A 13,907-nucleotide genomic window follows, 5' to 3' on the forward strand; every position below is an offset into this window, starting at 1 on the left:
TAAGAAGGGGAATAAAATATGAAAACTAGAACAAAATTAATTTTACCAATCACCTTACTTGGTTTAATAGTTTTTGGGGCAACTGCTGCTCTAATTACAGCACTTTTAATTGAAAATGAAAGTGAATGATACAACAAAAACTTTGAAAAGGTAGAAATCAAGAACCCAGATTTTATCAAGGGTGCAGATATTTCTTCATATGCTGAGGTTATTGAACAAGCAACTTATAATGAAGGAAAATATAAAAATTACTTAGATTTAACTGCCACAGATCAAGAAATCTACACAAACTATGATGGAATAAACAAGAATTTGTTTGAAATATTGGCAAATAATGGAGTTAATTCATTACGCTTGAGAGTTTGAAATGACCCATATGATGCTGAAGGTAACTCATATGGGGGTGGTCACAATGATATTGAGACCAACATTTGAATTGCCAATCAAGCCAAAAAATTTGGTTTTACAGATTTTTTATTAGATTTTCATTATTCAGATTTTTGAGCAGATCCAGCAAAACAATATCTACCTAAAGCTTGACAAAATCTATCAGATAGTCAAGTGAGAAATGCAGCCCAAACATACACATATAATGCATTGAAAAAGTTTTATGATGAAACAAAACTAGTTCCAAAAATAGTGCAACTAGGTAATGAAATTACTTATGGATCATTTTGAAGGGAACAAGCAGACAGTTCTAGTTCAAAAGAAAGTTTCATTAGAACTTCAGGGTTTTTAAATGCAGCAGCTCGAGGTTTAAAAGAGTTTGAAAGCTATGTTTCTGCAAAAGAAACTACAACCCAAGATGTTATTGCAGCAATTCACATTGATGGCACGCCCTCAGTTGATCGGTTTGTAAGTATTGTTCATGACTACTTGTATGCTGGAGGCTGTGTTAGTTGAGTAGAAGAAGTGGGTATTACTCATTATCAAAATTGAAATGGTAATAATGTTAAACTTTTTAATTTAATGAAAAAATTAAAAGCCAAATTTAACTTAAATTCTTTTGTTTCAGAAGCAGCCACACCTTATACTTGAGGTGAATCTGATTATACTGGTGACATCACAGGTTCACAAAACAAAGAATATGAAAAAGAATATCACACTAGTAACCAAATGCATACCAAATTATTAACTTCACTTATGGAAACTACTAGTAAGGCATTACCTAATGCAAAAACAGGGTTTTATTGATGAGAGCCGGCTTGATTAATGGGGGGGAAAACTGGTTGAGCTACTCCTGCTGGAATTAAGTATGCCGAACCTGAAGATCTTGAAAAACAAGCAAGTTTTTTAACTGGTAATAGTTGGTGAAATCGAGGTTGGTTTAATTTTGACGGTCAAGTTTTACCAATTTTAAAAGCTGTAAAAGCCTATAAAAGAGTTTATGAGTCTACAGAAGTTATTGACATTAATGCTTTGGAAACTAATTTTTATTATCCAACCTTTAATTCTGATGTAATCTTTAAAAAAGCACCGCTAGTTGACACAAAAAATCTTTTAGTAGATGCTGAAGATTTAAATGCTAGAATAAAACAAGATTATTTTGTTTTAAACAGTAGCACTAACCTTGAACAAGATTTAATCAAAAAATTTAATGAAGTTAATGATTCAATTTATACATCGCAAATTAGTTTCTCTAATTTACAATATGATGAAGTTGCTCAAACTGGTACAATTGACTTAAAATTAAGTGCTAAAAACTTCTATTATCAAAGTGATTTTCAAAGTAAAACCATTTATTTTGCAGTCCAACCATTAAAAAACGAATATCTAGATTTTACAGAAGACTTTACAATTGAGGTTGAAGGTCAAGATTGATACAATGGTTTAAATTGAGGTTTTGCTGGATCTGAGGTCAACTCAACTCATGAGGCCCAAATTAAAACAGTTACAGATAAACTAACTACAACAATCACTGCAGAATTTAAAAAAGATTATTGATACACTGTCTTTCGTGAAGACAGTGGGGTGATTGCTTATTGAGATAAATATAATAACTTAAATCGCTATTATGCTGCCTATTTAGCAATTGACCCTGCAGGTTACGACATTATTAACTATGATAATTCAGTAAATTATGATACTTTACAAGCAGTCACTGCATGACAAGACACTTTGACACCAGGAGTTCATGACCTTTTAATTTATTATACAAAATCAGTTGATTTTAATAATTATGGCATTGAAAACTGACGAAACATTAAAACAGTTGCTGTTAAATATAGAGTTAATGCTAGTTAAAATTTTTATGTTAAAACCCAAAAGCCTTTGGGTTTTTTGATTTTGCTAAAAAAGCAATATCCTAGTAGTGTTAAAGCTAGATTTAATAAACAAACTATAAGTAAATCACATAAAATAGTTTAATTGTCAAACTTTTTGCAGGTGAAAAAAATTTAAAATAAATTAGTTTTGGACTTGTATTTTACAAAGATTAGTTTTAGAATAAATAATGCTTTTACTCCCAAATTGGCAGATAAAAAATTAATTTTTTTTGTAAAAGTACTTGTTTTTTATATTATGTTTGTGCTAATATTAATGAGTTGACACAAGCGCAATGAAATCTTTAAAAAAGCTAGAAAAATTGAAAAATTTTTTTAAAAATTAGTGAAAAATGACTAATTTTAATGTATATTTAAAGATGGCACTTTTGTGTTAAAAACGATCTTTGAAAACTAGATAGAACAACAACCAAAATTTGTACAATTAAAAAAGTTCAATTTTTTGAGAAAACATACAACATAAAAACAGATATAGTCAAGAATCAATACATTCGCATTAATATTTTTAATGAGAGTTTGATCCTGGCTCAGGATGAACGCTGGCGGCATGCCTAATACATGCAAGTCGAACGGGGTGCTTGCACCCAGTGGCGAACGGGTGAGTAACACGTATCTAATCTACCTTTTAGTGGGGGATAACAGTTGGAAACGACTGCTAATACCGCATGTGACGTCACTATGGCATCAGAAGACGTTGAAAGGCCTGTTTGGGCCGCTAGAAGATGAGGATGCGGCGTATTAGCTAGTAGGTGAGGTAATTGCTCACCTAGGCAATGATACGTAGCCGAACTGAGAGGTTGATCGGCCACATTGGGACTGAGATACGGCCCAGACTTCTACGGAAGGCAGCAGTAGGGAATTTTTCACAATGGGCGAAAGCCTGATGAAGCAATGCCGCGTGAGTGATGACGGTCTTCGGATTGTAAAGCTCTGTTGTAAGGGAAGAAATGCTAGAAGAGGAAATGCTTTTAGTTTGACGGTACCTTACCAGAAAGCCACGGCTAACTATGTGCCAGCAGCCGCGGTAATACATAGGTGGCAAGCGTTATCCGGATTTATTGGGCGTATAGGGTGCGTAGGCGGTTAGTTAAGTTTGAGGTTAAAGCCCGGAGCTCAACTCCGGTTCGCCTTGAAAACTAGCTGACTAGAATACAGGAGAGGTAGATGGAATTCCATGTGTAGCGGTGAAATGCGTAGATATATGGAGGAACACCAGTGGCGTAGGCGGTCTACTGGCCTGTTATTGACGCTGAGGCACGAAAGCGTGGGGAGCAAATAGGATTAGATACCCTAGTAGTCCACGCCGTAAACGTTGAGTACTAAGTGTCGGCATACGTCGGTGCTGCAGCTAACGCATTAAGTACTCCGCCTGAGTAGTATGCTCGCAAGAGTGAAACTCAAAGGAATTGACGGGGACCCGCACAAGTGGTGGAGCATGTGGTTTAATTCGAAGCAACGCGAAGAACCTTACCAGGGCTTGACATCCAGTGCAAAGCTACAGAGATGTAGTGGAGGCTAACATTGAGACAGGTGGTGCATGGTTGTCGTCAGCTCGTGCCGTGAGGTGTTGGGTTAAGTCCCGCAACGAGCGCAACCCCTATTATTAGTTACTAACATTCAGTTGAGGACTCTAATGAGACTGCTAGTGTAAGTTAGAGGAAGGTGGGGATGACGTCAAATCATCATGCCCCTTATGTCCTGGGCTACACACGTGCTACAATGGTTGGTACAAAGAGTCGCAATCCCGCGAGGGGGAGCTAATCTCAAAAAGCCAATCTCAGTTCGGATTGAAGTCTGCAACTCGACTTCATGAAGCCGGAATCACTAGTAATCGCGAATCAGCAACGTCGCGGTGAATACGTTCTCGGGTCTTGTACACACCGCCCGTCACACCATGAGAGTTGGTAATACCAGAAGCACGTATCTTAACCATTAGGAGAGAGCGTACCAAGGTAGGACTAGCGATTAGGGTGAAGTCGTAACAAGGTATCCGTACGGGAACGTGCGGATGGATCACCTCCTTTCTATGGAGTTAACTATAGATTAGTACATAAAGCTGAGCGAATCGATAAAACAGCTTTTGATTATATTCTGGTTCTATCTAGTTTTCAGGGATTGTTAGAGCATTTTTTTGCTCTTAATCTCTGAAAAAAATTGTTCTTTGAAAACTGAATATTAGATGAAAAAAGACATTTTATTTTTTCTACGTTTCAATTTATTGAAACAAATGACAGTAACTTAATTTAAATATTAAAAAATTACTAAGAAAAAATCTAAAATTTCAAATTTTTATATAGAATAGATTATCTATAATGCAATAGGATTTCTTTTTAAGAAAGTATAGTAAGGGCATATGGTGAATGCCTTGGAAAATGGAGCCGATGAAGGACGTGATTACCTGCGAAAAGTTTCGGGGAGCTGGAAATAAGCTTTGATCCGGAAATGTCCGAATGGGGAAACCCACTATGATTAATCTCATAGTATCCTTGACTGAATACATAGGTCAAGAGAAGGGAACCTAGGGAACTGAAACATCTTAGTACCTAGAGGAAGAGAAAACGAATGTGATTCTGTGAGTAGCGGCGAGCGAAAGCGGAACAGGCCAAACCGGTCTTCGGGCCGGGGTTGTAGGACTCATGTTAGAGTTACAAAATTAGTGTATAGCAGAAGCTGTTGGGAAGCAGCGGCGTAGAGGGTGATACCCCCGTATGCGAAATGCACTAATCTCGATTGAGTATCCTGAGTACGGCGGGGCACGTGAAACCCTGTCGGAATCCACCCAGACCACTGGGTAAGCCTAAATACTACCATTTTACCGATAGTGAACCAGTACCGTGAGGGAAAGGTGAAAAGTACCCCGAGAGGGGAGTGAAATAGTCCCTGAAACCATATGCTTACAAGAAGTCAGAGCCCGTTAATGGGTGATGGCGTGCTTTTTGTAGAAAGAGCCGGCGAGTTACGATATCGTGCAAGGTTAAGTGGAATCCACGGAGCCGTAGTGAAAGCGAGCCTTAATAGGGCGTTTAGTACGATGTCGTAGACACGAAACCTGGTGATCTAGCCATGAGCAGGTTGAAGTAAGGGTAAAACCTTATGGAGGACCGAACCGACGTTCGTTGAAAAGACCGCGGATGACTTGTGGCTAGGGGTGAAATTCCAATCGAACCAGGAGATAGCTAGTTCTCCCCGATATAGCTTTAAGGCTAGCGTCGAGGTTTAGGATTATGGAGGTAGAGCTCTGAATCTATGATGGCCCCACCTAGGGGTACTGAGTAGAATTAAACTACGAATGCCATAATTTCATACTCGGCAGTCAGAACATGGGTGATAAGGTCCATGCTCGTGAGGGAAACAGCCCAGATCTACATCTAAGGTCCCAAAATGTATACTAAGTGTGTAAGGATGTGAAGGTGCACAGACAGCTAGGATGTTGGCTTAGAAGCAGCCACCATTTAAAGAGTGCGTAACAGCTCACTAGTCGAGTGCCTTTGCGCCGAAAATGTACCGGGGCTTAAGTATACTACCGAAGATTAGGATTCACAGCAATGTGAGTGGTAGGGGAGCGTTCTAAGGGCGATGAAGTCAGACCGTGAGGACTGGTGGAGCGCTTAGAAGTGATTATGCCGGCATGAGTAACGTTTGGAGGTGAGAATCCTCTATGCCGTTTGACCAAGGTTTTCTGGGCAAGGTTCGTCCACCCAGAGTTAGTCAGGACCTAAGGCGAGGCCGAAAGGCGTAGTCGATGGACAACAGGTTGATATTCCTGTACCACCACCAAAAGTGATGGAGTGACGGAGAAGGATAGTTGATGCCGGCTGCTGGACATGCCGGTCTAAGCACAAAGGGGTGTATGTTGGCAAATCCGCATACTATAACCTTGAAGTGTGATGGGGAGTGAACGCTGCGGCTAGTAACGAAGTCAATGATTCCACGCTTCCAAGAAAAGCTTCTAGCGTTAATTTTGGCGGTGCCTGTACCTAGAACGAACACACGTGGTCAAGGAGAGTATCCTAAGGCAAGCGAGATAACTATAGCTAAGGAACTCTGCAAAATGACCCCGTACGTTCGCAAGAAGGGGTGCTCACTTATGGTGAGCCGCAGTGAAGAGGGAGGGGCAACTGTTTAGCAAAAACACAGCTCTCTGCAAAGTCGTAAGACGAAGTATAGGGGGTGACGCCTGCCCAGTGCCGGAAGGTTAAGAGGAGATGTTAGCTTCGGTGAAGCATTGAATTGAAGCCCCGGTGAACGGCGGCCGTAACTATAACGGTCCTAAGGTAGCGAAATTCCTTGTCAGGTAAGTTCTGACCCGCACGAAAGGCGTAATGATCCCTTCGCTGTCTCGGCTATAGACTCGGTGAAATTTTAGTACCAGTGAAGATGCTGGTTACCCGCAACTAGACGGAAAGACCCCATGAAGCTTTACTATAACTTAATATTGAATCTTGGTGTAACATGTAGAGGATAGGTGGGAGACTTTGAAGCGGTCACGCTAGTGGCTGTGGAGTCACCCTTGGAATACCACCCTTGTTACATTGAGGTTCTAACCTAGGTCCGTTATCCGGGTCAGGGACAGTGTTTGGTGGGTAGTTTGACTGGGGCGGTCGCCTCCTAAAAAGTAACGGAGGCGCTCAAAGGTACCCTCAATACGGTTAGAAATCGTATGAAGAGCGCAAAGGTATAAGGGTGCTTAACTGCGAGACTTACAAGTCGAACAGATGCGAAAGCAGGACTTAGTGATCCGGCGGTCCCGTGTGGAAGGGCCGTCGCTCAACGGATAAAAGTTACTCTGGGGATAACAGGCTTATCTCCCCCAAGAGTTCACATCGACGGGGAGGTTTGGCACCTCGATGTCGGCTCATCGCATCCTGGAGCTGTAGTCGGTTCCAAGGGTTGGGCTGTTCGCCCATTAAAGCGGTACGCGAGCTGGGTTCAGAACGTCGTGAGACAGTTTGGTCCCTATCTGTTGTGGGCGTAGGAAAATTGAGAAGAGCTGTTCCTAGTACGAGAGGACCGGAATGGACGCACCCCTGGTGCTCCTGTTGTCACGCCAGTGGCACAGCAGGGTAGCTATGTGCGGAAAGGATAATCGCTGAAGGCATCTAAGCGAGAAGCCTCCTTCAAGATGAGTTTTCCCATTCTTTTAGAAGTAAGATCCCATGTAGACCACATGGTTGATAGGTTGGGTGTGTAAGCACAGTGATGTGTTCAGCTTACCAATACTAATAGATCGAGAGTCTTTCTAAAAAGAATCCTAAAAAAAATTGCTTATAGAATAAATTTATCTAATGTTCAGTTTTGAGAGTACAATTTGTTGCAAGTCAACAACTCTCGAAAAAATTTAAGATCTGGTGGCCATAGCGCTAGGGTAATACCTGTTCCCATGCCGAACACAGTAGTCAAGGCTAGCTGCGCCGAAGATAGTATCATGCAAAAATAGGACGTTGCCAGTTTAAAGCAAAAGCACATCAATTGATGTGCTTTTTTGCTGATTTTTTAATTCTAAAGATCTTCTTAATGCTGATTTTTAGGGGAATTTTGTCAAAAAAAATTAGTGTATAAAAATATTATACAATATTTTGGAAAAAAATTGTTAAAATTACAAAAACTTAAAAGTTATTTTACAAATTTCGAAGTTTTTTTATTTTGGAAATTATTTTATATAAATCAAATAAGTATGGTAAAAATATATTGGAGGTGGGGAAATGATTAAAAAAGGTAATTATCAAAAATTAATTGATAAAATTTATAAAATTGAATGTAAAAAATTAAATAAAGCAAAACTTCTTGTAGATTTTAAACGTGCGTACCCAAGTCATGCTTAGGTTCAATAGTCTTACTCATATTTAACTAATAATAAATTAACTGCAACAACCACCAGTATTTTAAAGGATTTATCTTTAAGAATGAGGTTGTTTTTGTATTTTATAAGCACTTCTTGAAAAAAACTTTAAATAATCAAGATAAGTAGTGTAGAATTTTAAGGTGTAGAGTTTCAAACAGGGTACTTATTTGGGAGGATTGTAATGCAACAAATCTTACTTGATTTTAATAATAAATACACTAAAACTATTAATAAAACCAAAATTCATAACATAGAATTTTATTGAGAGTTTTGTGGATTTAGTGAAATTATTAATACTAATAATTTTTTTACCTTTATTGAAACAAGACTAAAAATGAAGTTAAATAAAACTCAAGAGGATCATCTAGTGTCAAAAATTGACTGTTTAAGAAGTTTGCTCAATCATGAACTTATTTCATCCCCAGTTAGTAACAAAAACCTAATTTTAAATTATCTTTTAAAATGTTACACAAGTATTCGAGATTTTATTAATGAAACTTTATTTGCCTATGTTCTGTACAGTTATCTCCATGAAGATATTGAGTACCAACACCAAGTTTATGACATTGATGACTTTTATCAGCTTTGTCAAAGTCTTTTAACTAGAAAAATTAAAAAAATTGAAACTTAGTTTTACATGTCTTTTTTAAAAAAACAAGATTAAGGTCCTAAAGTAGTTAGAATAACTAAAATTTTGTTCTAATCTGCTAGTAAAAGTTGTTTAAGTGATTAATTTTAGAAATTAATAAGGAAATTTTAGATTATAGGCATTTTTTCTAAAAACTCTAAATTTTTTAGTTTAAATTTTATATAATAATGATAGTGAGTGGGGGAAAAGTAAATGCTCTTTTGGTATAAAAAAAATAGATCAAGCTTGTTATTAAGTATCAAAATACTAGCCATTTTGACTTTTTTGATTCTCCTATCAATTACTAATTTTTGAGGTAATCACAATAATTATTCATTGACCTATTATACTTTAAAATTTTTACAATCATTGTTGATTTTGTTAATTGCTGTAGTTAGTTCATTTTTATTAATAAAAAGTCTCTTAAAAAAAATCAAGGCAAATAATAACATAATTTCAAAAAGAGTGGTCTTTTTTGAAACTATCACTGATAATAAGTTTATTTTAAATATCTTAATTATTTTTTTAATGTTTTTTTATGCTTCAATTATTCCCAAAGACATTATTAACCTTCAAAACAGTTTGATTGGTTCAGAGATAATTATTTCATTTAGAAATATCTTAATTTATCGTCTTCGTTACAGAATGTTTAAGATCTTAAATTACACTACTACAAATTCAGCTTCAAATTGATTTAGAAGTGTTATCATTTTAATTGTGTTTTTAGGTGCCTTTTTTATGGTCTACCAATTGTTTTGTCTAACTTATCAAAGTTGAATTTTATACAAAATTGATATCTTTATTAGTGATAAAAAATCAAATTTTGCAAAAGCTGATGAAGAATTAAAATTGATTTTACAATCTGAAAATCAATTCAAATCTAATAATAACCCTGAAACTGAAGAACAGTTTTTATTTGCCCGAAACATCATCTTGATTAGATCCTTTTTGAAAGCAACCCAACCCCCAATTCTCTTTTAAATATTACAGAATATAGAAAAGAGGAAAAATCAATGAAAAAAATACTGAATCTTTTAGCAGTAATTTCTTTAACTTCCCCAATTGCAGCAGTTGTTGCTTGCAAAAGTCCAAAATTTGGAACTGATTTAAGTAAAGTTAAAGATTATGATTGAACTGCTGAAGAACCATATTTTGAAGGTTACAACCAAGTTGGTGCAAGTGCTTTACCTTCAAATGGAATAACCGATCTTGGTAAAATTACAATTAAAAATAAAAATAGTTATTTAAATTTAGCAGATTTTAATACAGGGTTTCAAATTGAAACTGAAATTAAAAAACAAGCAGCTACAGGAGTACCATTAAATGCTAAATTTTTACCAAATGGTCAAGGAAAAACAACTGTGACTGAAGTCTCAAAAGCAGAGTATTATGATAGAATTAATCAATTAGTTAATTGAAGTTATGACACTTCATTAGATGCAAAATACAATACTGCCCGAATTCCTTTGCAACAAGCAAGCAAAGTAAAAACAAAATGAGTTTCAAGTCAAGATGACCGCATTATGGAAATGAACATGAACACCATTATTCCACACACTTCAATGGCAAATACTATTATTGGTAATAACCGTGCTTATGAAAGATCATTTAATAACTATCAGTATAATGATGTTATGGTGGCTTGGGCTGGTGCTATTGATGAAGGAATTATTGTTCCTCCTGGGAAAAACCAAGTTGAAAAAGGTCATTTAAATGGAACAAAAGTTTTAGGAAATGTCTTTTTAGATGGTTATCATGGTTTAACTAAAGAAAAACTATCAGGTTTTCTTGAAAAAGATAGCAATGGAAATTACAAAGTGGCTGATGTCTTAATTGATATTGCAGCAAAAATGGGTTTTGACGGATGATTTTGAAATAATGAACCAAATGGTGAACAACCCAATGGAACCATTGTTGATTACAAAGAAACTGTTGAAATTATGAAACAAATGCAAGCAAAAATTGCAGCAAGCACAGATCCTGCTGTGAAAAATTTAATAGTTTATGGTTACAGAAACCATGGTACTTTAGCACTTGATGTTGATGGAAAAACCCCAGCAGACCTAGAGGCAAATGAAATTTGAAAAAACACAAATTATTATGTTAATGATTTTTATCGTTTTCCAATTCAAATGCAAACCTTTATGAAAGCAAATGGTTTGTTAGATGCAAATAATAAACCAACTGCTGATGCTTTTAAAGTGTTTAACATGTTAAATACTGGGGCTTGAGTTGGAGATAAAATCTACTTAAATGAAGATCGTATTGGAACTACAGATTTTAGACAACTAACTCATTTAGTGACTCAATCTGATGATACCCCTTATGATTTAACAACAAAAGTTGGGCAGGAAAAATTTTACGAAGACTATATGAAAGGAAACTGAAAATATAGTGGAGAAGCCATAAATTCATTGTCTATGTTTGCTTCACATGTCCCAAATGACTTAGCAGAAAGTAAAATGGGTGACACTCGTACAGCTACCCAGGATATTTACAGTTTAGTTTATGCTAGTGACTATGATGACATTTTACATACAGGAAGAAATAAAGCTCTTTCAGATAATGACACTGGAGTGAGTTATTATCCAGACCCTGAACTTGATGCACAACTTGAGGAGAAATCTTCAGGAGTTGGAAATTTAATTTCAGAAAAAACTACTTTGGTAGACTCAAATCCAGACTTTGTAACCAATTTTTCAACTGGGCAAGGAGTTGTTTTTAACACTCAAGCTAAAGATGGTTCAATATCAACAATTTCAAACTACCCATGAAGCAATACAAATATTGCAGACACTCAACCAACTTACAAATGAAAAGTGGCTACTGATGCTGGGGTTCAGTTAAATAAAACTGATGGAGTTTCTGGATATTATGATTATTACAACCCATACTTAAAAGGAAATTCAATTGCTTTAGGTGGAGGTTATGACACTACTGGAAAAATTCAAGAAGGAACTTTTACAAAGGATGCAACTTACAATTGAACTATTATGGGTGCAGATTATTCAAGCACCAAAAGAGAAATTAGTATGGTAGTTAAAGGTGACACAGATAAAGTTAACTTAGAAAACTTAACAATTAATGTAACTGACCAATCAGGTGAAATGACTAAATTTACACCAACTAAGACAAATCTTGCCAATGGTTGGGTGAAAATAAGTGCACAAGCATCAAGTCAAATTTCTCAAATTGGACTAGGATTTACTGCAAAAGCTGCTAAACTTACTTTAAATGTTGGAGAAATTGCGGTGAAAGATAGTTCTGTTCGAAATACACCAAAAGCAACTACCCCAGAATTAACCAGTGAATATTTAGTAGCAAGAAATAATCAAATGAACCTGCGTTTGAATTTTAACCATATAATTGATGATAGTATTTATAGTTATTATGAAATTTATCAAAAAAACTCAGATGCTAGCTTAACAATGGTTGGTCAATCAAATGCCAACAATTATTATATAAAAAATGTTGCAGCATCAATTTCTGAATTTTATGTAAAAAGCATTAATAAAGCAAGTAATTCAATAGATTGAGTAAAATTTGAGGTTTAATAGTATGATTGAAGTAAAAAATATTCATAAAAAATTTGGTAAAAAAATAGTTTTAGAAGACATCTCTTTAACTATAAAAGATGGCGAAGTTTTAGGGTTATTGGGTTCAAATGGTAGTGGTAAAACTACCTTGTTAGATATAATTATTGGCCAACAAAAACCAACTTCTGGAACTGTTTCAATTGATGGTAAAAAAGATGGATATAAAAATGTCGGAATTCAATTTCAAGAAGGAAGTTGACCCAAAGGGGTCACTGCCAAACTTCTAATTCAATATTTTAGAAGAAAACAAAAAGCATTGACTGAAGAATATGTAATTAAGTTAATAGAACTTTTTGAGATCAAAGATTTCTTAGAACTTGATTTAAATCAATTAAGTGGGGGTCAAAAACAAAGACTAAATACTTTATTAGCAGTTATTAATGACCCTAAATATATATGTTTAGATGAGATGATTACTGGATTAGACTTAAAAATGCAACTTAAGTTAATCGAATGAATTGGTGAGCTGAAAAAACACCAAAAAACCATTATTATAATTTCACATAATCCTGAGGAAGTGGAGGTTTTGTGTGATTCATTTGTGATTATTGAAAGAGGTCACATTTATTATGAGGCAAGTGTTGCAAAGGCAATAAAAGAATTTGGATCTATCAGAAATATGATGATCAAATATTATAAAGAGGAGTTAAAATCAAATGTCATTTCAAAATCAAAGTAAATTGTATTTTGTCAATATTTGAAATAATTTCAAAATTATTGCCTCATCAATTTTAAAAAATTTAAGAACTTATTTATATGTTATTATTATTCCAATCTTTTTCTTGACAGCTTTATTTATTTATCAAAATACAAATTTAGCATCAGAAATCAAGATTTCAAGAATAGTTAGCTTTTTACATGTGCCTGGATTTATGTTAATTTTCTTGGTTAATGTGACTATTGCTGAATGAAAAAACTCAGTCTTTTTAAAGCGTATTCATTCTGCTGGTGTTAGCAAAGTCAACTTTTTAATCTCTATGGCTATTTTTATCTTTGTGCTAGGAATAGTTTCAGTGTTAATTTCTTTTGGTTACTTGTTAATTCTAAGTCAAATTTTCTTCAAGTCACTTCACGTGACTGCACAATTAAGATTAATTTCATTTGGTGGTTGAATCGCCACATGATATGGAGTCTTTTTAACTATTGGTATTTCAATTACACTAGGAATTATTACCAGTGGTTTGCTAAAAAGTGTAGCATTATCTCAAACAATTACTACATTGATTATTTTATTCTCATTAATTTTTTCAGATAACTTTTTGGGTCCAGAGTTTGTTGGAAAAGACAAATATTTAACTGCAATTAGTTACTTTTTACCTTACAAGTACAGTGTCTGAACAAGTTTTATTGGAGCTAGTGATGGGCTACCAAGTTTGATTTTTAATAATGATGTTAGTGCCTTTCGGATTCACTTTAGTTTTGGTTTAAATATTTGAGCTGCTTTATTTAGTGGAACAGGGTTTTTAGCTCTTTTAGGAGTTGGAGCCCATTACTCATTTAGATGAAACGCCAAATAAATATTAAAAAGGTTTTAAAAACCTTTTTTTATTAGGCAACTT

Annotated in this window: 6 protein-coding genes and 3 rRNA genes; all 9 read left to right on the forward strand. The window is 35.3% G+C overall.

Annotation, left to right across the window (positions count from 1 at the left end; genetic code table 4):
- Window positions 1-18: 18 nt before the first annotated feature.
- On the forward strand, window positions 19-2,244 hold the full coding sequence (locus SCLAR_RS02465) for a glycosyl hydrolase 53 family protein (protein WP_100254369.1): 2,226 nt from the start codon (window positions 19-21) through the stop codon (window positions 2,242-2,244).
- 542 nt (window positions 2,245-2,786) lie between these two features.
- Window positions 2,787-4,306 (forward strand): 16S ribosomal RNA (locus SCLAR_RS02475).
- A 309-nt stretch (window positions 4,307-4,615) separates the two neighbouring features.
- Window positions 4,616-7,525 (forward strand): 23S ribosomal RNA (locus SCLAR_RS02480).
- 101 nt (window positions 7,526-7,626) lie between these two features.
- A 5S ribosomal RNA gene (gene rrf / locus SCLAR_RS02485) occupies window positions 7,627-7,732 on the forward strand.
- The 16S, 23S and 5S rRNA genes sit together here, the layout of an rRNA operon.
- A 573-nt stretch (window positions 7,733-8,305) precedes the next feature.
- Window positions 8,306-8,755 (forward strand): hypothetical protein, encoded by a 450-nt coding sequence (locus SCLAR_RS02490; protein ID WP_100254371.1) that lies wholly within the window; start codon window positions 8,306-8,308, stop codon window positions 8,753-8,755.
- Between the two features lie 333 nt (window positions 8,756-9,088).
- Entirely contained in the window at window positions 9,089-9,733 is a 645-nt protein-coding gene (locus SCLAR_RS02495; protein ID WP_169921839.1) for a hypothetical protein, read from the forward strand.
- A gap of 32 nt (window positions 9,734-9,765) precedes the next feature.
- Entirely contained in the window at window positions 9,766-12,306 is a 2,541-nt protein-coding gene (locus tag SCLAR_RS02500; RefSeq protein WP_100254373.1) for an endo-beta-N-acetylglucosaminidase, read from the forward strand.
- Window positions 12,307-12,310: 4 nt separating this feature from the next.
- On the forward strand, window positions 12,311-13,027 hold the full coding sequence (locus SCLAR_RS02505; RefSeq protein ID WP_244900144.1) for an ABC transporter ATP-binding protein: 717 nt from the start codon (window positions 12,311-12,313) through the stop codon (window positions 13,025-13,027).
- Entirely contained in the window at window positions 13,005-13,865 is an 861-nt protein-coding gene (locus tag SCLAR_RS02510) for a hypothetical protein (RefSeq protein ID WP_100254374.1), read from the forward strand. The genes SCLAR_RS02505 and SCLAR_RS02510 overlap by 23 nt, the downstream gene beginning before the upstream one ends.
- Window positions 13,866-13,907 lie beyond the last annotated feature (42 nt).

The sequence above is a fragment of the Spiroplasma clarkii genome (genome assembly GCF_002795265.1).
In the GTDB taxonomy this organism is placed as follows: domain Bacteria; phylum Bacillota_I; class Bacilli_A; order Mycoplasmatales; family Mycoplasmataceae; genus Spiroplasma_A; species Spiroplasma_A clarkii.